Annotated in this window: 20 protein-coding genes and 1 tRNA gene; 12 read left to right on the top strand and 9 right to left on the bottom strand. The window is 45.9% G+C overall.

Going from position 1 to position 20,574, the window contains the following annotated elements:
* Positions 1-31 precede the first annotated feature (31 nt).
* Positions 32-1,855 (bottom strand): CotH kinase family protein, encoded by a 1,824-nt coding sequence (locus MJZ25_13930; GenBank protein ID MCQ2125273.1) that lies wholly within the window; start codon positions 1,853-1,855, stop codon positions 32-34.
* 189 nt (positions 1,856-2,044) lie between these two features.
* On the opposite strand from MJZ25_13930, the gene MJZ25_13925 reads away from it, so the two are divergent.
* The gene (locus MJZ25_13925; protein MCQ2125272.1) at positions 2,045-3,310 is read left to right on the top strand and encodes a DUF3300 domain-containing protein; all 1,266 of its coding nucleotides are present in this window, start codon (positions 2,045-2,047) and stop codon (positions 3,308-3,310) included.
* A 23-nt stretch (positions 3,311-3,333) separates the two neighbouring features.
* Positions 3,334-3,576, top strand: coding sequence for a hypothetical protein (locus MJZ25_13920; protein MCQ2125271.1), 243 nt, complete (start codon positions 3,334-3,336; stop codon positions 3,574-3,576).
* 74 nt (positions 3,577-3,650) lie between these two features.
* On the opposite strand, the gene MJZ25_13915 is transcribed toward MJZ25_13920, so the two are convergent.
* Together MJZ25_13915 and MJZ25_13910 are read right to left on the bottom strand one after the other, a co-directional pair.
* Positions 3,651-4,337, bottom strand: a complete 687-nt coding sequence (locus MJZ25_13915; protein MCQ2125270.1) for a hypothetical protein — start codon at positions 4,335-4,337, stop codon at positions 3,651-3,653.
* Positions 4,334-5,152 carry a TPM domain-containing protein gene (locus MJZ25_13910; GenBank protein MCQ2125269.1) on the bottom strand — a complete coding sequence of 273 codons (819 nt, stop codon included), beginning with the start codon at positions 5,150-5,152 and terminating at the stop codon, positions 4,334-4,336. Before MJZ25_13910 ends, MJZ25_13915 begins: the two co-directional genes overlap by 4 nt.
* Positions 5,153-5,288: 136 nt before the next feature.
* On the opposite strand from MJZ25_13910, the gene MJZ25_13905 reads away from it, so the two are divergent.
* Positions 5,289-5,927, top strand: a complete 639-nt coding sequence (locus tag MJZ25_13905) for an alpha/beta hydrolase (GenBank protein ID MCQ2125268.1) — start codon at positions 5,289-5,291, stop codon at positions 5,925-5,927.
* Here MJZ25_13905 and lnt read toward each other — a convergent pair.
* From lnt to MJZ25_13890, 3 genes are read right to left on the bottom strand one after another with little or no spacing between them, the layout of a single operon-like run.
* On the bottom strand, positions 5,911-7,884 hold the full coding sequence (gene lnt / locus MJZ25_13900) for an apolipoprotein N-acyltransferase (protein ID MCQ2125267.1): 1,974 nt from the start codon (positions 7,882-7,884) through the stop codon (positions 5,911-5,913). The genes MJZ25_13905 and lnt overlap by 17 nt on opposite strands.
* Before the next feature lie 11 nt (positions 7,885-7,895).
* Entirely contained in the window at positions 7,896-8,582 is a 687-nt protein-coding gene (rsmI, locus tag MJZ25_13895; protein MCQ2125266.1) for a 16S rRNA (cytidine(1402)-2'-O)-methyltransferase, read from the bottom strand.
* A gap of 25 nt (positions 8,583-8,607) precedes the next feature.
* Complete coding sequence (locus MJZ25_13890; GenBank protein MCQ2125265.1) at positions 8,608-9,180, bottom strand: hypothetical protein; 573 nt, start codon at positions 9,178-9,180, stop codon at positions 8,608-8,610.
* A 32-nt stretch (positions 9,181-9,212) separates the two neighbouring features.
* Here MJZ25_13890 and MJZ25_13885 point away from each other — a divergent pair, with 32 nt between their 5' ends.
* Positions 9,213-9,935 (top strand): UDP-2,3-diacylglucosamine diphosphatase, encoded by a 723-nt coding sequence (locus tag MJZ25_13885; protein ID MCQ2125264.1) that lies wholly within the window; start codon positions 9,213-9,215, stop codon positions 9,933-9,935.
* 1 nt (position 9,936) lies between these two features.
* On the opposite strand, the gene MJZ25_13880 is transcribed toward MJZ25_13885, so the two are convergent.
* From MJZ25_13880 to MJZ25_13870, 3 genes are all read right to left on the bottom strand, one after another.
* Positions 9,937-10,374, bottom strand: a complete 438-nt coding sequence (locus MJZ25_13880) for a hypothetical protein (GenBank protein MCQ2125263.1) — start codon at positions 10,372-10,374, stop codon at positions 9,937-9,939.
* Positions 10,375-10,398: 24 nt separating this feature from the next.
* Entirely contained in the window at positions 10,399-11,145 is a 747-nt protein-coding gene (locus MJZ25_13875; protein ID MCQ2125262.1) for a hypothetical protein, read from the bottom strand.
* Positions 11,146-11,294: 149 nt separating this feature from the next.
* On the bottom strand, positions 11,295-12,134 hold the full coding sequence (locus MJZ25_13870) for an alpha/beta hydrolase (GenBank protein ID MCQ2125261.1): 840 nt from the start codon (positions 12,132-12,134) through the stop codon (positions 11,295-11,297).
* Positions 12,135-12,433: 299 nt separating this feature from the next.
* On the opposite strand from MJZ25_13870, the gene MJZ25_13865 reads away from it, so the two are divergent.
* From MJZ25_13865 to MJZ25_13830, 8 genes are all read left to right on the top strand, one after another.
* Positions 12,434-13,294 (top strand): TIGR02147 family protein, encoded by an 861-nt coding sequence (locus MJZ25_13865; GenBank protein MCQ2125260.1) that lies wholly within the window; start codon positions 12,434-12,436, stop codon positions 13,292-13,294.
* Positions 13,291-14,670 carry a carboxypeptidase-like regulatory domain-containing protein gene (locus MJZ25_13860; protein MCQ2125259.1) on the top strand — a complete coding sequence of 460 codons (1,380 nt, stop codon included), beginning with the start codon at positions 13,291-13,293 and terminating at the stop codon, positions 14,668-14,670. The genes MJZ25_13865 and MJZ25_13860 overlap by 4 nt, the downstream gene beginning before the upstream one ends.
* 56 nt (positions 14,671-14,726) lie before the next feature.
* A tRNA-Gln gene (locus MJZ25_13855) sits at positions 14,727-14,797 on the top strand.
* Positions 14,798-14,925: 128 nt separating this feature from the next.
* Positions 14,926-15,684: an RNA methyltransferase gene (locus tag MJZ25_13850; GenBank protein ID MCQ2125258.1), complete on the top strand. Its 759-nt coding sequence runs from the start codon at positions 14,926-14,928 to the stop codon at positions 15,682-15,684.
* A 45-nt stretch (positions 15,685-15,729) separates the two neighbouring features.
* Entirely contained in the window at positions 15,730-17,307 is a 1,578-nt protein-coding gene (locus MJZ25_13845; GenBank protein ID MCQ2125257.1) for a hypothetical protein, read from the top strand.
* Between the two features lie 14 nt (positions 17,308-17,321).
* Positions 17,322-17,909, top strand: coding sequence for a DUF1007 family protein (locus tag MJZ25_13840; GenBank protein ID MCQ2125256.1), 588 nt, complete (start codon positions 17,322-17,324; stop codon positions 17,907-17,909).
* Between the two features lie 90 nt (positions 17,910-17,999).
* Positions 18,000-18,944 carry a hypothetical protein gene (locus tag MJZ25_13835; protein MCQ2125255.1) on the top strand — a complete coding sequence of 315 codons (945 nt, stop codon included), beginning with the start codon at positions 18,000-18,002 and terminating at the stop codon, positions 18,942-18,944.
* A gap of 11 nt (positions 18,945-18,955) precedes the next feature.
* Entirely contained in the window at positions 18,956-20,566 is a 1,611-nt protein-coding gene (locus MJZ25_13830) for a PCMD domain-containing protein (protein MCQ2125254.1), read from the top strand.
* Positions 20,567-20,574 lie beyond the last annotated feature (8 nt).

Genomic DNA, 20,574 nt, shown 5'->3' with positions numbered 1-20,574 from the left:
CTTTTTTTGTTTTTGGGATTATGTGTAGAATTTATTTAGACAACATTTTTCCATTTAAGGTGGCAATCCAATGCTGATTCATCGCCTTTGCAGGAATCTTCATGGATGTTGTTCCTACCTTAATCTTCGTTTTGAAAAGTGTGGTTCCCTTTAGATCAATGATGGCAAATGTTCCGCCCATATCCGTCTGAATTTCCAAATTATTGCCATTCACGGTAAAGTAGTTGGTGGGGGAGAGCCTACTGTAATCAACCTTCATAACTGGAGGCGTTACAACCGTATCTTTCTTCTTGTCTTCAATAACAGGAATATGAATTACAGGCTCGGTGACGATGGGCGCTGCCGGTTCCGTAAAACCGAGTTGTTGGTCCATCCATGCCATGCGTTCCTTCATCTTCTTGCGAAGGTGTTCTACTTCGCCGTCCCAAGTGGTTGCGTTATAGCCACCCATAGCCATACCGAATCCGCCGCCACCAGACTGGTTGCAATACTTCATGGGCTGCGGATCAGCGTCATTCTGACCGCTGGCTTTGCCTAAATTGGGCCAACGTTCAAAGTTTCTCGTGGCCGCGTTCTTCAAATAAACCTTCATGGAGTCAAGATAGGCATCCATAGTCTTGGTGTGCCAAACACCACTACGAAGTTCTGCCCAGCGTTTTTTCAATTCGCTTTGGTAGTTTTGATTCTTCCACATGCTGGTGAGCCAACGGGGTGCTTTTAGGGAGCTTCCGCCAAAGCCACCCCACATGCCACCACCGCCGTTTCCATCGGCGATTTGCTTACTGCTGTTTTCAATTTGCCAGCCTGTGGTTCCGGAACTACCGAATCCGCCAGCTCCGCCCATACCGCCGAAGCCACCGCCCCAGCCACCATTGTTGTTGTTCTGGCCTTCGGGTGTGGAACCGTTGCTCATGGCCAAGTTGAAATCCCAGGGAGGACCGAGGGTCACCTTTCCGCCCTTGCTGTCCTTAGGTTTATGCAGGAAGAAACTGCACCAGTAGGAGTCTGCATTGTTGGTAACTTCCTGGTGAAGAACGTAGTCTACAGCGGAACCTACGTCCACATAGTTTTCGTAGCCGTCTCCGTTCTTGCCATTTTTAAATAAACCTTCAAGGTCATTCAAATATTTTTTTAGATACTCCTCTTGCTGGCTCTTGATGTTTTCCTTTTTAGGATAATGAAGAATAACGTTCAAACCATCGGAGGTGCCGAAACCTTCTGCATTGACGCTGCCTGAGCCCGCCCCGCCTGTGTTTGTGCCGGTTTTGTCAAATGCCCAGATGTAACCGCCGGTAACATCATCACCGCTGATATCTTCTTCTTTAAGTTTGGAAACGTCCACGCGATATTTGCCGCGTTTGATTTTCTCGATAAGAACATACACTCCGCGATACACTCCGTTGATGTACAAGTCAAAGTGCATGGTGCGGGGGCTGTATCGGCCCGCTTGTCTAAAGAGCCAATGAGCGAGAGAATTTCTCATCATGGACTTGTCCACGTAAGGACCGTGGAAAACCCAGTCGTCAGCAGGGGGTAGGCCTAGCATTGCAACGTCAATACCTTCGCCTGCAGAGTCCCTAACTTCAACGCTATAGCCTGGCTTCGGGAATAAGGCGGAAGATTGACCTCGCACCTTGATTCCAATGTCGTAAAGCGTTCCCTTGGCGCTATCTGCAATGTTGTTTTTTGCTGCATCAAGCACCCTCATCGTGGCGGGGATTTTCTCGCTAACGTTCTTGTCTAGGCATTTTTGCTTTGTGTCCACAAAAATGGCAGGCAGGTCGATGGTTTGTGCTGATGTAAATGTTTGCGCAGCGAGAGCTAATGCTGCAATGGTCTTGTAACAAGTTCCCATTTGTAATCCTCCAAAAACACGCCTTTAATTTATATAGGGCGGTTAAAGAGTCCAAAGAAAGGATTGTTTACATGTTAAAAAGCGTGTAAAAGTGTGCAACGTAAAATTTTTTTATAAAAAATGGGGTCGTTTGCAACCTCTCTTCCACACAGAGCATCAAATATGTTGTAATTTAAGAACGGAGGTTGTATGATTAACGCAAAAACTTATAAGACAGCAATGTCGAAGTGGCTTTGGGTTTTACTGGCTGCTTTCCTTTGTCTTCCTAATTCAGCTAAGGCTGCTGAAGGTTTCACAAACAATGAATTGGATACCTTGGTAGCGACTATTGCATTGTATCCGGATCCGCTCCTGGTTCATGTGCTTACCGCAGCAACCTACGGTAACCAGATTCCCGAGGCTAATGCTTGGGCTCAGTCTCACAAGAACTTGAATGGCGAAGCTCTTGCAACAGCAATGGAAAATGCCAATCTTAAGTTTGATCCCAGTGTTCAGGCTTTGATTCCGTTCCCCACCATTCTGGAAACCATGGCTAAGTATCGCACTTGGTCCGACCAGTTGGGTGATGCGGTTTCTTTCCAAAAGGATCAGGTCCTTGACGCTATTCAGCGTATGCGTCAAACCGCCTATAACTATGGCCACTTGAAGTCTGATGACCAGGTCGTAGTTACCAAGGAAGAAAAAATCATCATTGAACCGACTCGTACCGAGTATGTCTACGTTCCGGTTTACAATCCCCATGTAGTCTACTATGTGTATGCCGATCATTATCATCCGGCCGTTCGTTACCATCATCATGCATGGCTTGGTACTTGGTACGGCGAATGGGGTTGGGGTTCCTGCTGGTTTGACTGGCATTCTCATTTCATCTATGTCCGTGATTACCGCTGGTATCCGCATCGTCCGATTCCGCACCACCCGCGCCGTTATAGCCCGCCGCCGCGCAAGCCGCATCATTATCGTCCGGCTCCGCCTCCTCCGCAGAAGCATCGTGCAGAACCGCCCCGCAATTCTCGCAACGATCGTTACGATCGTCCGTCCAAAGATGATCATCGAGTTCGCCGCGAAGACCTTCGTCCGGCTCGTCGAGAAGATCATTCTCGTGACGTTCACTCCCAGGCAGTCTCTGCTAAGAAGAATAGCCTGTCTGTGATTAAAAATCGTGAACAGCCGCGTCGTGTAGAAAAGGCTCCGGTACGTGAAGAATCTAAAACTCGTGCTGAACGCCCGGCTCCGTCTCGCGAAGAAATTCGCCGTGGAGAAAGCCGCACTTCCCGTGAAGAAGTTCGCCGCAGTGAACCGGCTCCTAGCCGCGAATCTGCAAGACCTTCTTCGGAACGCCGCTCTGACAGCCGCTGGGATGACAACAGCAAATCTGATTCCCGTCGTTCTTCGGGTTCCACCTCTGCAGTCAACGCCCGTAGCAACAGTCATGGAACTCATTCTAGACGTTAATTAACGCAAAGGTGTAGAAATCAATGCTTTGTACTGAAGTCCTTGGAACGATTCATCACGGAACCTATAAAAAAGTCATCGATGTTTTGTTTGAGTTTTCTGAATTGGAAAACAAAATATTCATGAAGATGGCTAGAGATGGCGTTGAGCTGGATATCCGTGTGGATTGCGCCTTGTGCGACGGAGATATCATTGCTGAAAATGAATTCTATATCTATGCAGTTAAGGCTGTTGAAAAGATTCCTACTAAGAAAAAAACTATGTAAGCTTCTTTGGGAAGGAGAACAAAGAGGGTCCCCCCGTTATGGGGAGGCCCTTTATTTTTTTTGAAAAACGTCCGCTAGACTTTCATGGAATCTACGAATGCGACAATGTCTGTGACGGTATTGATGTAGCTGTTCACGCTATCTAGGAATAGTTTTTCGTCTCGACTGCTGATGGGAGCTTTTAATGCTGGATAGTCATTAAAGATTTGTTGGTGGTTCTCAGGATAAATGCCGTGGCTTAAGTAGTAAACTCCGTACATAATGGGAAGCATAGTGTCGTTTGCGCGGACGAAAAATCCGAGAGGATTTCGGTCTTCCTTTAGGTGGACGAAAGCTCGTCTCAAGTGGATTAGCAAACCGCGAAGTTCGTGTTCGCATTCCAAACGCAGACATTCAAGATTCGGGACATATCCTGGAATGGGCTGATTTCCTGCAATAACTTTGTTTCTGTTCGCGATATGCAAAAATTCCAGCGGATAAACATCTTCGGATGTTTGAATTTCTTTTATGGTAAAGAAATAACGAAATTCAAGATTGTCCTTCTTGGCTTTGGACAATAATTTTTGCAGAGGTTCCAATTGCGGTGTTGAATTGTCTCGCAGGATAAAGCTGATTGTCCAAGGCGTTTTCATTGCGTCGAAACCTTCCATGAGACAATCCCCATGGGCAAAGGCCGAAATTAGATTGTCGCCAAGAGTTTCTTTCAGCAAGTTGGCCCAATTTGAATTTTGCAATTCTAGTATGCTCAAGTTCTTTTTCATAGATCGGAATTTCCTCTGCCGAAACCGCCCCCGAAACCGCCTTTTCCTCGTCCAAAACCACCTCCGAAACCTTTATGGACGTCGTCTTTCTTCGTTTCCATTGCGTTTCCGAAAAGGAACCATAGACATCCGTTGCCACGGCCTCCGCTGAATTTGGACATTAAAAGCAGGAATATAACCAGCATAATGAATAGAATCATTCTTGCTGGGATTTCCTTTTCTTCTTCAATAAATTGGTTGCTGTCAAGATCAATGGTCGCGCCCTTCTCTTGGGCGGCAACTTGGGCTAGGTTCCAGGCTAGAGCTAATATGCCCTCGCCATATTTTTGTTGACGGAATGCGGGAAGAAGTACTTTCTGCTGGAGTTTTTCGACCACGGCATCGGTAAAATAACTTTGTGATCCTGGGTGAACTTCGATGCTTCGCTTGCGTTGTTTTTGTGAGACGAAAATGAGAACGCTTTCGTTTCCTAGCGTCCATTTTTCTGCTGTTTGGGTGGCAAACTTTTTATAATCGTTCTTGCCGATGTCATTCATAAGGACGCAGACCATGTCTACGCCAGTTTTATTGCGAAGCTCTTCTGCCAAAGCATTGAACAAACGTATTTCTTGCGTGGACATCAAGTGATTTTCGTCGTAAACGAAGCTGTCTGTAGGTCTAGTGGGCAGATTGCTTTCTGCAAATGCGGTACAAATAAATAGCAACGTGGTGACAAAAACTTTTTTTACCGTATTACAACTTGGAATATGCAAACCAAATTTTGCGATTTGCGTCACAATTGTAACTGCCGATAAAAAAAACTTTGTAGAAATCACGTACATAAAGTTATTTAATCATTATGGCGTGGTCAAGTAAAAATGATTTTTATCAATGTGAAAATCATTTTGTCTTGGAATCGCAATATATTTAAAAAAGAGTATGAATTCTCTAGTGCTTAGGTAGAGGTGCTTTATGAGTGAAAAATGGTGTTGGCTACCAGATTGGGCTGCAGACTTAGAGCTTTGGGAAGATGACCTGATTGCTGTCGATTCGTCTGCAGATCATACCTTTGTACCCTATGAAAAAATGGCCGGATGCTTGGATCATGTTTATGACCTGTCCGGGATGAAGGATGCGTCCACTGTTGTTGGGTGGGGGCTTGGCGCCTTGGTCCTGATGAACAACGTGTCTCAACGTCCAAAAAATCAGAAGTGGATTTTACTTTCGCCCTTCGCAGATTTCTGTTCGGAAGATGGAAACTGGACGGAACAGAATTTGCAATTCATGGCGCATCAGACCTTGTCTACTGTGCAACCGTCTTTGAATGCATTCATGGAACTGTATGAGAATGAGTTTGGTGAATGGCAGGACGATTGGTTGAAAAAGGCCGAGAAGATGAGCCCACAAGCTCTTTGTGATGGCTTAAGCTATCTTGCAAAGAATCGCATTGAGCAAAGTATCCCGGTGGATGCAGAAACAAAGGTCCTGTATGGGAGGCTTGATGAAGCTATCAAACCGGAAATGACTTTGTCCTTAAAGGAATTCATGCCTGGGGCCGAATTTAAGGAACGACCCAAGGCTGGTCATTGGCCGCCTATGCTCTTGCTCTGATTTTGTTCTTTGCTATGTTGGCTGCGAAACAACCAACAAAGTAGAACAAGAAGAACCATAACAAAGCTGTTTCTACAGCATCGCCGATTTTGGTGTATAAAGTGTCTCTCGTTTTGAGAGGCACTTTTCTTTGTATAACGGCGTCAGTGAAGATTTCGGTATTCATGTCATAGTGACCATACTGGTCGATGAACAAGGAAATGCCGGAATTTGCAAGGCGTGCTACTGGCATGCCGTTTTCGATGGCGCGATAACGTACCAGATTCATGTGCTGGTAGGGGGCTGTGCTTCTGCCGAACCAACCGTCGTTGGTAATATTTACCATAAGGCGGGAGCCTTCGCGAACAGCTTCTCTTACGAGATCTCCAAAGATGGCGTCGTAGCAAATGTAGGGAGTCCATTTGTAGGGGCCGTAGACTGGGGTTTCAGTTCCGGGAACAAAGTCCCCTTCGCCAAGATCTACGTAGTTCAAAATGGGGAAGATGTCGTCAAAGGGAATTCGCTCGCTGAATGGTACGAGGTGCTTTTTGATGTAGCGCTGAAATCCTCGGGAATTCGGAGTGAAAAGGAACGCTGCGTTGTAGATGTCGTATTTACGAATGGATCCTGCGGGGTTTCTCTTGTAATCAAGAGCGCCTGTCATGATAAACGCGTTTTTGTCGTTCGCAATTTTCTGAAGTCGGCTTTGAATTTGTGGTTGACGACGGAGGTATTCAGGAATTGCTGTTTCTGCGAGAACGATGATGTTCGCGTTCTCTTCAGTGCTGTCTATAGCCATTCCTAAAGTCTTATCGACAATGGAGTCAAAACGATCTTTGCTCCATTTCATACCCTGGGTAATACTGGGCTGAACAAGAGTCAACTTTGGGTTTTCTTCGTTGTCTGCGTTGTAGAACGGGGCTGCTTCCGGAGCGGATAGGACGATGGATCCTTGGATTAAAAGGGCTACGAAAATTACGATGGGAACACAGACGTTAGGCAGAAGGGTTTTCAGTCTGCGAACATTTTTTTGTTCCTGCTTGAAAGAACTCTTTTCGAAACTGCAGGCGACAATTTGGTTTGATGCCACGATGAGAATGGTGTACCCAAAGATTCCAATCCAGGGAAGCATTTGCAAAAGTTCAATGTTGTTTCCGAATGCGTAGCCAAGGTGGCTCCATGGGAAGCTGAAGTCGCCGCGGGTGCGGGTCATTTCCAGACCAGCATAGAAAATGGGGAAGAACCACAACAGAATCTTGTGGCCTTTGATGGTAATGTTCTTTGCAAGAGTATAAACGTATGCAGCAAGAACATTGTAGGCGCTAAAGTAGGCGATGAGCAGGAACAATCCGAAAAGAATAAGTCCGGACGGAGCCGCATCAACGTGCATGACGTTGTAAATCCAGTAGTAGTTGATGCTGTTGTAGATGACGCCAGACCAGAAGGTTGCGAATAAAACTTGTTGACGGTTGTATTTATTAAGAACTATGAACCATGGCACAAGGATAAGCAACGATGCAGCACCCAAAGGCATGGGCGGAAATGCAAATGCGTAAAGTCCCCAGGCGAATACGGAAATTATCAAAGCGGCCCGGGAATCGAATTCCTTAAAATGACGGATATTCCAGCGAATAAAATGACCTATCCAGAATAAGCCTACGGGGAGGAAAGTCAGTGCTATTTGGATGAGGCCTGCGTGGCCGGCTCCGTTGTAATCTGCGGTGTTGTAGTCTATGGCAAGGAAAGCGAAAGCAAGGATGCTGTAGGCGTAAATCCAGCGGGTAAAGTTGCTGCGGATTTTCTTTGCTATCAAGAAGGGGAGGGCGAGGACAAAGGGAAGTAGCTGAAGATTTTGTGTGTAGAGTCCGGGAATGTCGGGGCGTTGGCTGAATACGATAATTTCAGCGACAAGAATTGTTGCAAAATAAATCCAAAAAATTCTTGGATAAGATTTGAACTTTTCTAAAAGTTTCTTCATGCTAAATCCTATTAGAGTCCGCTCTTGTCCTGAGGATTGAATATCAGAACGAATTCACCCTTGGGCGGGTGAGATTTGAAATGTGCAGAAATCTCGGTGGGGGTGCCGATGAGATGTTCTTCAAATTTCTTGGTCAGCTCGCGCATCAGGGCGATCTTGATATCGCCGAAGACCTGCTTGATTTCTTCTACAAACTTATCGATGTTGTGCGGGCTGGCGTAGAAAATCTGGGTGGCTTCTTCATCCTTGAGCTTTTCCAGCAAATGAATTCTCTGGGCACTCTTCTTGGGGGAGAAGTATTGGAATGTGAAATGGTCGGTTGGCATGCCGCTACTAACGAGGGCGGTAATCATGGCGCAGGGGCCTGGTACTGCACGAACATCAATGCCTTCGCGTACGCATTCGCGAACGAGATTGAATGCTGGGTCGGCAACGCCAGGAGTGCCTGCGTCGCTAATCAAGGCGATGTCGCCTTCGTTTTTCAGAAACTCGACATACTTCGGGGTAACCTTTTCCTTGTTGAAGTCGTGGTAAGCCTCCATGGGAGTGCTGATATTGTAGGCGTCGAAAAGAACTCGTGAATGACGGGTGTCTTCGGCGAGAACCAACGGGACTTCTTTAAGAATACGGACTGCACGGTAGGTGATATCTTCCATGTTTCCGATAGGAGTGGCTACAATGTATAAAGTATGAGACATATTGCTTAAATTATGAAAATCTGTTTTAAAAATCGCTGGCGGAATTCTGGTCGACAGGTCTGTTCATGCCCAATTCGTAGGAAAGCCTTTGTACCAGTTTGCGATGCATTTCTTCTGAAGCCTTGTTCAAGAGGTCGCTGCGGAACTTTCCGTAGAGGGTTGCCCTGACCAGGTCTTCTTCGGTGAATTCTATGTGCTTTACCAGAGTTCCTTCGCAATAGATTCGTGCCGTCAGTTGGTAAGTCCAAGATTCGTTTACTGGCATTAAAGGCCAAAAGGGAATAATTGTAGCGCCAAGTGCCAATGCGGATCCCTTGGAATTCTGTTTTACGCTGGCGTTAATAGCAGCCGTGCCTCGACAATGTTCTCTAGGAAAACTTTCTGGCTTTGCCGCTGCGGTATATGCCCTTAGTAGGTTCTGGCTGAGCTGAAGGGTGTCTCCATTGAAAATCATCGGAATGTTTCCGAAGAAACTGTATTTTTCTGTTGTTATAGGGAGACCTTCAAGGTTGCCTCGGGTCAAATTTACGGAACATCCTACACACAGGATGGCTAGGCCCAATGGCAAAATCCTTGTAAAAATAAACTTGAGTTTCATGCTTTAAAGATAGTATTATCTAAATTAATTGCATGAACGCTTATTTCATCAGTGATGCCCATCTCGGTATAGACCCACCAGGCTGTATTCCCGATCGTGAAAATCAGCTTGTAGAATTCTTTAGATCCATTACGGGTAAAGCTTCTCATGTGGTGATTGTTGGCGATCTGTTTGAATTCTGGTACGAGTATTCGTATTATGTGAGCCGCGATCACTTTAAACTTTTTGCGGCGTTGTCTGCGTTGGTTGAGTCGGGTGCAGAAGTGCATTTGCTTCAGGGCAATCATGATTTTGCCTACGGCGATTTTTTCCCGAAAACCTTGGGTGTCCAGGTTCACAAGGAAGTCGTCCTTGATATTCAGGGAAAGAAGGTTCTCTGCCGACATGGTGATGGTGTGGCGAAATCTGATTTCGGCTACAGGCTGTTTCGCAGAATTCTTGACTTGCCATTGAATCGTTGGCTGTTTAAACAGTTACATCCTGACTGGGGAATGGCTCTCGCCAAGTTTATTGGCCGTAATAGCCGTAAGTACGGGGAATCCCGTGTTATCAAGATGGAAGAATATCTTGACTGGGCTAATCGTTCCATGCAAAAGAAAGGCTGCGATATGTGCGTCCTTGGTCATCACCACATTTTTGGAAAATGGAACGTGGAACAGGGCTTGGTGGCTTCCCCTGGTGACTGGATAAAAAAACTCACCTACCTCCAGATGGAAGCAGGTGAAATTTCAGTTTTGAATTTTCAGGACGCTTAATTTATTCTACGCCGTTGACGCGGGTCTCAGTTGACTTCGTCATCTTCTTGGCGGAGTTTTCGCCCCAAATCTTGGCCACAAGATCCATGCTGGCAAAGCTGTCCCAGGCTGCGTCAACCCAGCACCAATGGTGTACTTCGCCCTTTTCGTCCTTGATAGTCCAGTTCTTCTTGACGGAGAACGTCATGGTGATGGGCTCGGGGTTAGAAGTATAGCCGTAGGAGTCGGTGACTGCCGGTTGTTCAATATAAATGGTCCAAGCCTTTCCGTCGGTCTTCTTGAAGATGAACACGTTGAAGACAATCAAAATTGCGAAAACAATGATGCCTGCACGGATGTTCTTCTTGGTCAGAAGAAAGATGAACAGAAGCAACAACAAAATGCTGAGAGCAGCAAAGTTGTAGTGAGTCTGGTAGAAGACTTTAAGAACGTCAATCATATTGAACCTCGTGGCTACGTTTGACTACTTCTTGCTAGCCTTAGCTGCGGCCTTCTGTTCGGCAACCAAAGCAGCGATGTTAAAGGTGAGCACCTTGCCGTCAATCTTGCATTCGGTACGGAAACTCTTCTTGGGAAGGGCGATGCCCTGGGAAGAAAGAGTTCCCATGAAGGATGCGTTAGCATGGCTAGCGATAGTGCGGACGTTGATGAAGCCCTTCTTGCTGAAAGTCAGCTTGAAATTCTTCTTTGCAGCGTCGTACTCTGCAATCATAGTATTATTTACGACAGTATTCACGGCGTTTTTGGAATTTTTGTCGAAAATAATGGTTCCACGAGAGTCGATAGAGAGCATGGTCTTGTTTGCGACTGCGTTACGGCAGGCGATCAACTGCCATTCGCCCTTCTTCTTGGGTGCGTTCTTGCTGGTGAAGACGTATCTATTGCCGTCTTTTTCAAGAGTGTATGCGCCGGTAGCGATGGTTTCGCCAATTGCATTCAGGGCACCCTTGAAATAAAGGAACTTGGACTTGGATCCGTTCACGCCGAGAATAAAGCGGAAAGAGGTAGCCTTGGCATCCTTGGTCGGGGTGATTGCGATGCGCTTGCCGACGGGATCAACTTCGATATCCGCATAAGGACCTGCATCGACTGTGTTGCCCTTTTTGTCGGTTTCCGGCTTGGCCATCTTATCCAACTTCATGGACTTGATTGCTTCTGCAGGGAAACGGAGAAAACCGCGAATATCCATTTTGACAAGAACACTTTCCATATTGTTACATCCTCACTAATGTGTTTGTGCTAAAATTTTTATGCAAATTAATAAAAAATGTTGTCCTTAGGCAACTATTATAAGTAAAAAAGAACAATAGTTTTTGAAAAACAACTTTTTGTAACAAATTATCTGTATACAGAGTTTTTTTAGTTTGTTTTAATCGAATCAGCGTTTGATGTGCTTAAATTCAATGCTTTTCGGAGAGTGGTGTTTAAAGTTTCTCCATCTCTGCTTACAATTGTTTTGTTTTTTATGATACGAATATTATCTTTCGTTCTATGCTCAAACTGCTTACGGTCAAGTATGATTAATGGATCTTTTTTTATGTTATCGAAAATATTTTGTGATACACTGACCCTTGATCTTACGAGAAACTTTGGGTACAACTTGCGATATTTTTGTGATACGGCGTCGGCGATGCTGAAAATGGGATCGCTAAAGATTAACTGAACCGTTTGTGCGTATTTTTTGTTGGACGCCTGCTGAGCGGCAAGTATGGCTCCTGTACCGCGTCCCATGACGTAGGGAGGCTCAACTCCGTTTACCTGGGCGGAACATTCGAAAATTTGGCTTCCGTCGGTTTCAAAATTCTCTTCTGACGGTTTTCCCTTGTTTTCTCCGCTGCCTCTATAATTGAAAGTGACCAGCTGAATTCCCGGAATTTCTTCAATTTCGGCCAAAAATTGCGCAGCGTCCTCCTCTGCGTCGGGATAATACAGCAAAATAGGGTCGTTTTCGCTGCCCAGGCTCCATCCTCCTAGAACAATGCCGTCTTCTAAGGTGCAGGATAGACTTTTGGCCTTGCCTTGGATGGCTGCGTTCGCTTCTTTATGCGTAATAGCCCTAGGAAATGCTTTTTGGCGCTCGGTGAGAGCCAGATAGAATACCATACAAACGTAAATAAGTGCAAAAACGCCTACCAAACGAAGTGCGCGAAGGAAAAATTCCTTGATTTTCGGGACGATTTGCGTTTTTTTCATTTCCATGGCCCAAATTTAGTAAAAGCCCGAAGCTATAAAAGGCTTGAAAATGTTCCTTTTTTGTTATAAAAAAAAAGGACTTTCGCTTGGAGTGAAGCGAAAGTCCGAGGGATGGGATTGGGTGTTCCCTAAATATAGGCAAATTTTTTCAAGGTGGGTATAGGAAAAATGAAGAGTGTTCGCGAAAGTGTTCTCTAAGTGTTCCTTATCCCAGTAATAGTGCGGATTGGAATGGTTTGGTGCCTGAAATTTCGTAAATTTTCAAAAACAGGTGTTCCCAAAAATAGGCAAAAAAATTATCTTTTATGCCGATGAACGTATACGCATATTATAACTATCGAAAATATCTTCAGGACTACTACGACTACCGTAAGTCCGTCCAAAGATATTTTTCGTACAGGTCTTTCGCCAAAAAGGCGGGGTATTCCTCGTCTGGCTTCTATTTGGACCTGATTCGAGGCCGTAAGTCCCTCACTCCGCAGATGCTGCCGAAGTTTATTGCAGCTTTGGGCTTGAATGAGAAGGAAGGCCGCTATTTCACCTTGATGGTCGACTTTACCCATGCAACAACGGCTGCTTCCAAGCAGGCTATCTTCGACCAGATGTCCGCCCTGTTGCCCAATGCCATTAAGTCTTTGACCAAAAGCCAGCAGGAATACTATAGCAAGTGGTATTATGTTGCTGCTCGCGAAGCATTGTCTGTCCTGAATGTCAATGAAAAGAATATTCAGGAACTGGCTTTGTTCCTGAACCCGAAGATCTCCTTGCCCCAGGCTAAGCAGGCTATCCAGCTGCTCAAGACTTTGGGTCTTATTGAAATTGCAGAAGATGGCTATTTCCGTTCTGTGAACAAGGCTATCTTCAGCGGTAGCGAAATTGCGCCGCTTTTTGTACATGAATTCCAGAAGCAGATGATCGATTTGGGTAAAAATGCCCTGGATCATTACAGCACCGAACGTAGAAATGTATCTTGTATGACGATGAGCGTTTCTGCCGAAGGCCTGGAACGTATTATCAGTAAGATTGACTTGTTCCGCAAGGAAGTGGTGGACATCATTCGCTCCGACGAAGGTGAAACCATGGTCTGCCAGATGAACATTCAGTTCTTCCCGCTGAGCAAGGAAAAAATGGAACTTCCACCTGAAACAGAAGAGGATGAAAAATGAGTAAGATTGTTTTGAAGTCTTCCTTGCTTGTGCTTTTGGCCATTGCAAGCTGTTTGGTTGGTTGTAATCCGAATGTTGCCGGCACTGTGACTGACACCGGAAATACCATTGCTGGTGTTGTCTATCATGAAGATGGCAGTGTTGCTTCCGATGCAATTGTCCGTATGGCCCGTATGAAGGTTGCCGACGGCGTTGGCATGCCTGAACAGCTTGAGGTTATGACTGATTCCAAGGGTAAGTATTCCTTTGATTCCGTCTTGGCCGATACATTCCAGCTGGCTGTTATTGACGCCTCTGTTGCTGAAATTTTCTACCTGCCGCGTACAACGTCTAAATCCAAGGATCTTGGAAACATCAAGCTGGCCAAGGCTGCTATATTCAAGAGCTCTATGACTTATGAAGATGTGGCCGAACCTGCGGTTCAGGTGGGCTCTCACTTTGTGGTCTATGTGGCCGGAACTCCTTTCCATGAAAGCGTTTTCGCTGGCGATTCCTTCTCAGTTCTGATTCCGGAAGGTGACTGGTGGATGGAATTCTTCCCGGGTGACCCGCAGATTGTTGCAAAGTTGCAGGAATCTGGCGTCGCTGATTCCCTGATCTATCGCCGTTGGAACATGGATGGCACGATTAAGGGAGGGGACACCTTGGACGTGGGTCCCTTCATCTGGAGTACCACTACCGAAATCGATTCCCTGATTAAGGAATCTGAAGCCGCAGCAAAGGATGTTGCTCGTTTGTCTGGAACCGTAGCATGCAAGAATGGCAAACCCTGTGAAGGTGTTGAAGTTTCCTTGATTACGGACTTGTTCGGCTTTGAATTCACTGAAGGGGACTCCCTGGAATTCAAGACCCTCACAAAGACTGATAGTCTTGGCCGCTGGTGGTTGCCTCTGCCGAAATCTGTCCCGGAAGACTCCTTCCGAGTGGAGTTCCGCAAGGTCCAGGATGATATTGTGTTCCTTGCTGGAACTTCCCGTTATGTCCAAAAGAAGGAAATCGCAAAATTAAAGGACACTTTGGATATTGGTGCGGATACCTTGTCCAAGCCGTCGACTTTGATTAGCGGCGTTTCCCTGGTTGTTGATCGTGATGATACCACCCAGTCTTCCAACTGCATGGTGAATAGCGTGGTTGTGGGTATTAAGGGAACCTCCCACTTTGTTCGCGATGTGACCTGCAATTTGCTGACCTTGGCTGATTTGCCCAAGGGAAATCAGGAAATTGTGCTGTACTCTGGCGACCCGAAGGTGATGTCTGTTTTGCAGAAATCTGACGCTCCGAGATGGGTTTATGTGACTCTGACCCCGGTTTCTCTGCCGGAAGATGGCACCCAGCAACAGCAGTGGATGACCTATTCACCCCCCAGCTTGAAATAATTTTCAAAAATCCCCTTGCCAAAGCAAAATAGTTTAACTAACTTTGGCTCACACGATGAGTTATGGTGTAATGGTAGCACAACAGATTCTGACTCTGTTTGTCTAGGTTCGAATCCTGGTAACTCAATGAAAAGACCTCTCGGAAACGAGAGGTTTTTTCGTTTTTTGGCTGAATTCATTAATTATGCCGTTGATGCGGACGCAGGAATAGTCATCCTTGTGCGAAACTTCTTGTAATTTCTATGTTTGGGTGTGATGGAATTTTTTGACTATTACGAGAAACTATACGGAGAACGTTGGCCTGCGCTGTTGGAAGCTCTGAAGGGCGAGGGCAGGGCGACGAAACTGCAGTTTGGCGACAATTTGGAGCCTTATTTTCTGGATGAGGCTTCGGTTTTTGCTGCGGAAGCTCTGGGCGTGGAGCCGGGCATGGATGTTTTGGACATGTGTGCCGCTCCTGGCGGTAAAACTCTCGTAATTGCATCAAAATTGAAGGGGGAGGGGTCGTTGCAGAGCAACGATCGCTCACCGGATCGCAGAATGCGTTTGAAACGCGTCATTGACGAATCTTTGCCCGAATCCTGGCGTAATATTATCAATGTTACCGGCTATGACGGAATGAAGTTCGGACTTCATAAAAAGGAGTCCTACGATTGCATTTTGTTGGATGCACCCTGTTCTTCTGATAGACATGTCTTGGCTTCTCCCACCCACTTGGCGGAATGGTCCAGTAAGCGAGTGAAGCGTCTTTCGGTAGAACAAGGAGCCCTGCTCGCCTCTGCTGTGGATGCCTTGCGTCCGGGTGGTATGCTTGTTTATGGTACTTGCGCCCTTTCTCCCATGGAAAATGACGATGTTGTCAAGAAAATTCTGAAGAAAAGGCCGTCGATGCAGTCGGTGGAAATCAGGGATCTTTTGCCTGGTGCGGACCGTACAGAATTTGGTGTTCATATTCTTCCTGACCGTTCCGAGGGAAGAGGCCCGATTTATTGTGCAAAAATGATAAAAACCTAGAATTTAAGGGGCTTTTGGCCCCTTTTTTTATTTATCTTTCTTTACATGTTGAAGAAGATTTTTATTTCGTTTGCATTTTTGGGTGCCGTAGCCTTTGCACAAGAGGCTGATGATTGGACTCAGGAATCAGCATCCTCTCAGGACGCGGCTTTTGAAGCTGCTTCCGAAAACTCCGCTGCTGTGGATTCTGCAGCGAAGGCTCCGGCTGTAGATTCCGCAAAGGTGGCGGTCTCTGTTCCCGAAGGTCCGAAAAAAAGAGAAGTTGCAGCCCGTTATTGGGTGAATGGCGATTCTGTTGAACAGGAAGCCATTTTCGTGAAAATTGAAAAGGATACTGTTTACCTCAAGAAGCCTACCGAAAAACAGCTGAAACGTTTTGAACGTCTGGCTGACGCAGCAAATGCGGAACTTCAGAGAAGCAACGGCCAGCAAGTTGAAGAAGTCGAGGAAGAAGAAGACGAAGAAGTCGAAATCAAGAAAGATACTGCCGTCATTATGACCGATGCCGTGAAGGAATCTGTTGCTGCTCAAGCTGAAACAGCAACCGAAACTGTCGCAGAAGATGATGGCTCCGATGATGACCTTGAAACGGCCTTGGCCAAGGAAGATGACCGAAAGAAAATGGAGGAAATCGCCAAGGTTGAAGAAGAAATTCGTCAGCGTGAAATCCAGGATAGTATTGAAGCCGATGCGGCAAATCCCTTTATCAAGATTTATCGACTTGACTTGAAGCGCCTTTATAACTTGGAAGACGAAGTCATGATTGACCTCTCCCTTTCCAATTATGAAGTTCTTGAAATTGTCGAGGAAGAAGAAAAGATTGAGCTGTATCCGCCGGGATCTGCAAATCTTTATGTGGTTTCTGAACCGGCCGCTTGCTCTCTCTTTGTGAATGGCATTCCGTTGAAGCAGACTGCTCCTGATACCATCAAGAACATCAAGCCTGGCAAGTACACGATTTCTGTAATGCAGGTTCTTAAGGATGTGGAATGGTGGGGCTCTGCAGTGGTCCGTATCAACAAGGATAGCTTGAATAAGGTGACCATACCTGTTCTTCGTCCGTCTACTCGACTGACTTTGAATACTGATCCTGAAGCCGTGGAAGTATTTGTTAACGAGGAACCTACGGAGTACGTGATGCCTCATTACATTACGGACATGGTGGTTGATAGCATCAAGCCCCAGGTCGATGCAAAGATCTACCTGCGTAAGGTTGGCTATCGTGATACCTCCGTTACCTTGGAAATCAAGCCTTATATGCCGAATATCGTGAACGTCGAAATGACTCCGGTTCTTGACGATTTGGACTTCATTCAGGCTCAGAACGAATTTAACAGCAGACGAAGCAAACATCGTGTTGGTCGAGTTATGTTGTGGGCTTCCATCGCTCCCGTTGTTGCTGGTGGTGTGTTGTGGTTCCTTGCAGAACGAGATTGGTCTGCCGCTGCTGATAAGAAAAAGGTGTATGAAAAATTGGCCGCCTTTGATAGTGACGACACACGCCAGATGGTTAAGGATAACCACCGTCTCAATGACAGCGGTGACACTAAATTCGGCGTCGGTGTAGGCCTTGGGGCCTTGGGCATAGGCCTTCTCACTGCCGGCTTTATTCTTGCATTCTAGTTTTGGGGAGACCCATGATTCGAAAAGCCGTTCTTTGTGTATTGCTATTGCTTAGTGTATGCGGGACGGCTTTTGCACATCCTCATGTTTTTCTTGATGCCTCGGTAACGGTTGATTTTGATAACCAGGGGTTTGCTGGGGTGAAAAATCGCTGGACTTATGACGAAATTTACAGTGCCGCCATGATATCGTCTGTCGATGATGGCGATGGAATTTTGTCTGAAAAGGAAACGAATATTCTTAGACAAGAAATTTTGGACCCCATAGTCAAGGAAAACTATTACAACTATGTTCTTCTTGGTACCAAATTCTTGACTGCGGAAAAAATCAAGGATTTTAAGGTGAAATTTGAAAATCGCCGTTTAATCCTGGAATTTGAGGTCGGATTTAGTGTGCCGGTGACTGCCGATTATACCATGCTGGTTGTCGTTGTGGCGGATCCGTCAAATTACATACAAATGACTACCGATCTGGAAAATGCTGAAGTTGAGGCTCCGGATTTCATGGAAGTGGACTATTTTAATGATTCTTTGCGTGGAATGACCATGTTCAAGGCGTTCCGCTCGGAAATTGAGGGGTTGTTCCTCAGATTCAAAAAATAACGCAAATTAACTTGTTTGCCGTATAGTATTTTACCCTAACTTGAAGGGAGTTTTAAATCCTTATTGTAGGGACTTTTTTATATTTGGGGCATGAGGAAAACATTTAGCATATTTGTTGTTTTGACGATGCTGTTTGGGGCAGTTTCGTCTTTTGCGCAGGATGATCAAAATATTGAAACTTCTGCTGAATTAAACGTTGTTTCTGAGACTTCTTTGGAACAAACAGCACAACAGGTTTCGGAACCAGCTGCTGAATCTGTGGCGCCTGCAGAAAACTCTGTAACGGTTGCTGAAGATACCGCAAAAACTGAGGTTCAGGAAACTGCTGTTGCTGCGGATACTTCTAAACCCGCAAAGAAAGGTGGTCTGCTCGCGTCCTTGTTCCCTGTAGAAAAGGACGAAGCCATTGCCAAGGGCCATGTCTATTCCGGTTTGTCCCTTTCCCTGATCCAGGCTAATTCTGAAGACGACGCCTTGAACATCATGATTGGCGATGTGTACGAAGCTTATGGTTACACCTTTACCTTGGAAGCCTTCGGGGGCTACTTCATCAAGGACGCCATGGCTATCGGTTTGCGCGCTGGCTACTCCCGCACCTGGTATGATATTGATTTCGCCATGCTGGAAGATCTTTTGGACATGAAGCAACACCGCAAGTATGTAAGTAACGGCTTCTTCTTCCAGCCCATGCTGAAGAATTACTTTAAGGTGTTTGATTCTCGTAACCTTTATTTCTTTAACGAAACCTCTATTAACGTGGGCTATTCCTACGGCATATCCCAAAGCGACAACGGCGAGGAAATGGATAAGTCCAGGAATTCCTCCTGGTCTATCGAGGTGGGTATCAATCCTGGTATTTGCATTATGGTGCTGGACCGTTTTGCCTTTGAAACCTCCGTCGGATTGTTGGGCTTGAGCACCAGCGTCTTGGATATTGAGGAAAACGGTGAAACCAGTAGCCGCATTGTTGCGAACATCGTGAACTTTACCATTAACCTTTTGGCCTTGAATTTCTCCTTGGTCGCATTCTTTTAAGGAGTCTACAAATGCAACGTAATTATTTTAAAAAGTTGATGGTTGGTGGAGCCTTGTTGGCATCTTTGGGCCTGGTGGCCGGTTGTGGCGAAGAAGGGAAAAAGATTAATGAAATCAATCCCGAAGAGGTTGCAGACATTTTTGAATCTGCAGAATATTCCGTAGATGAGAAAAACCTGGAAATCACCTTGCCCGAGGCCGTTGATTCCTTGGTCGTTGGTTCCTTGTCTACCTTGGGCGGTGCAAAGTACTTTGTCGCAACGGATGATGACCCGGTGGATCCCAGTTTTGACTGGGATAACGAACTGACCGAAGGTTCCGTGATCAAGTTTGCTGACACTAATATGGTTCGTATTGTTGTTCTGGATGACAAGGATCGTACCATTGCTGTTTGGACTATTTCTTACCCTGTGGAAGAAAAGTCTTCCAGCTCCGTAGATGCCGACGTCTCTAGCTCCAGCAAGTACGAAGACGAAGAATCTAGTTCCAGTGAAGAAACTGTAGAATCCAGTTCTTCTGAAACAGTTGACGAATCTTCCAGTTCTGTAGAACCGGTTGAAGAAAGCTCTTCTAGTGAAATTATTCCCTCAAGCTCTAGCGAAGAAACTGTAGAGTCTAGCAGCTCTGAAGAAATCGTAGAAAGTTCCTCCAGCGAAGAAGTTGTAGAATCCAGCAGCTCTGAAGAAATCGTGGTTAGTTCTTCCAGCGAAGAAGTCGTGGTGGAATCTAGCTCCTCCGAAATTGTTGTTCCCAGCAGTTCCTCTGAAGTCGTAGAAAGCTCTAGCAGCGAAGTCGTTCCGGAGTCCAGCAGTTCTGAAGAAATCGTTGTAAGCTCCTCCAGTGAACAGGTGGAACCGGAATCCAGTTCCTCTGAATACGTTGGCGCCCAGTTGCCTGGCTCTCATTTCGATAGCTGGGATAAGACCTTCTGGGGCAGTACCAGCGATGCTATGGCAAAATCTAAAACGGTTGCTGCCATTAAAATAGAGTCTGCTGCTAATGCTGAATTTGCAGGCTCAAAGTTGACTCTGACTACTCGAGAAATTGTTGGTTCCTTCTTGTTAAATGGAAGCTGGAAGATGGCTGGTGGCTTCTATTTTGCAGGATCCTTTGCTAATACGGACATAGTCCATTTGTATCAGTGGAATTATACAAGTGGTACTCCAGATGCCAGTTATGCTTCCGATATATCTTTGGGCATGACATTTGGACAGCCGTTTAGTGAACGACCTGTATCCTTTGATGTAACGTATTCTTATGAGCACGTGGCAAATAGCAATTCGACATATCCGCAGCAGGGTTTGATTTATGTAATCCTTGTTAGCGCAAATAACGAAATTGTAGCTGCGGGTTCTATCGTGAAGACCGCATCATCAGAATTTGCTACAGAAAGGGTTGACCTTCAGTATGGCTCTGATGCAGGATTGCTCGGTAAGGGCTATGCAGGCATCAATGACTTGGAATTGGGAACAGGGGAAGAAGAAGTCGCCTCTATTCGCGTGATGTTCGCTTCCTCTGCCTATGCATTTGTTGTTGATGGTGGAACCTTGGGCAATAGCGGAAAGTATCGTGGTGGTAAAGGTTCCCAGCTCACAATCGATGAATTCAAACTGAACTACTAAGGGGTTAG

This window comes from Fibrobacter sp. (assembly GCA_024399065.1).
In the GTDB taxonomy this organism is placed as follows: Bacteria; Fibrobacterota; Fibrobacteria; order Fibrobacterales; family Fibrobacteraceae; genus Fibrobacter.
Note: the sequence above shows the minus strand (reverse complement) of the source record. Positions and strands in the feature narration are given on the sequence as shown.

What these genes read in the sequence shown, in the direction of transcription:
- MJZ25_13925 (MCQ2125272.1), top strand. Translation starts at nt 2,045, where the DNA reads ATGATTAACGCAAAAACTTATAAGACAGCAATGTCGAAGTGGCTTTGG.
- MJZ25_13915 (MCQ2125270.1), bottom strand. Translation starts at nt 4,337, where the DNA reads ATGAAAAAGAACTTGAGCATACTAGAATTGCAAAATTCAAATTGGGCC.
- MJZ25_13905 (MCQ2125268.1), top strand. Translation starts at nt 5,289, where the DNA reads ATGAGTGAAAAATGGTGTTGGCTACCAGATTGGGCTGCAGACTTAGAG.
- lnt (MCQ2125267.1), bottom strand. Translation starts at nt 7,884, where the DNA reads ATGAAGAAACTTTTAGAAAAGTTCAAATCTTATCCAAGAATTTTTTGG.
- MJZ25_13850 (MCQ2125258.1), top strand. Translation starts at nt 14,926, where the DNA reads ATGGAATTTTTTGACTATTACGAGAAACTATACGGAGAACGTTGGCCT.
- MJZ25_13880 (MCQ2125263.1), bottom strand. Translation starts at nt 10,374, where the DNA reads ATGATTGACGTTCTTAAAGTCTTCTACCAGACTCACTACAACTTTGCT.
- MJZ25_13875 (MCQ2125262.1), bottom strand. Translation starts at nt 11,145, where the DNA reads ATGGAAAGTGTTCTTGTCAAAATGGATATTCGCGGTTTTCTCCGTTTC.
- MJZ25_13890 (MCQ2125265.1), bottom strand. Translation starts at nt 9,180, where the DNA reads ATGAAACTCAAGTTTATTTTTACAAGGATTTTGCCATTGGGCCTAGCC.
- MJZ25_13870 (MCQ2125261.1), bottom strand. Translation starts at nt 12,134, where the DNA reads ATGGAAATGAAAAAAACGCAAATCGTCCCGAAAATCAAGGAATTTTTC.
- MJZ25_13845 (MCQ2125257.1), top strand. Translation starts at nt 15,730, where the DNA reads ATGTTGAAGAAGATTTTTATTTCGTTTGCATTTTTGGGTGCCGTAGCC.
- MJZ25_13930 (MCQ2125273.1), bottom strand. Translation starts at nt 1,855, where the DNA reads ATGGGAACTTGTTACAAGACCATTGCAGCATTAGCTCTCGCTGCGCAA.
- MJZ25_13835 (MCQ2125255.1), top strand. Translation starts at nt 18,000, where the DNA reads ATGAGGAAAACATTTAGCATATTTGTTGTTTTGACGATGCTGTTTGGG.
- MJZ25_13885 (MCQ2125264.1), top strand. Translation starts at nt 9,213, where the DNA reads ATGAACGCTTATTTCATCAGTGATGCCCATCTCGGTATAGACCCACCA.
- MJZ25_13865 (MCQ2125260.1), top strand. Translation starts at nt 12,434, where the DNA reads ATGCCGATGAACGTATACGCATATTATAACTATCGAAAATATCTTCAG.
- MJZ25_13830 (MCQ2125254.1), top strand. Translation starts at nt 18,956, where the DNA reads ATGCAACGTAATTATTTTAAAAAGTTGATGGTTGGTGGAGCCTTGTTG.
- MJZ25_13860 (MCQ2125259.1), top strand. Translation starts at nt 13,291, where the DNA reads ATGAGTAAGATTGTTTTGAAGTCTTCCTTGCTTGTGCTTTTGGCCATT.
- MJZ25_13920 (MCQ2125271.1), top strand. Translation starts at nt 3,334, where the DNA reads ATGCTTTGTACTGAAGTCCTTGGAACGATTCATCACGGAACCTATAAA.
- rsmI (MCQ2125266.1), bottom strand. Translation starts at nt 8,582, where the DNA reads ATGTCTCATACTTTATACATTGTAGCCACTCCTATCGGAAACATGGAA.
- MJZ25_13840 (MCQ2125256.1), top strand. Translation starts at nt 17,322, where the DNA reads ATGATTCGAAAAGCCGTTCTTTGTGTATTGCTATTGCTTAGTGTATGC.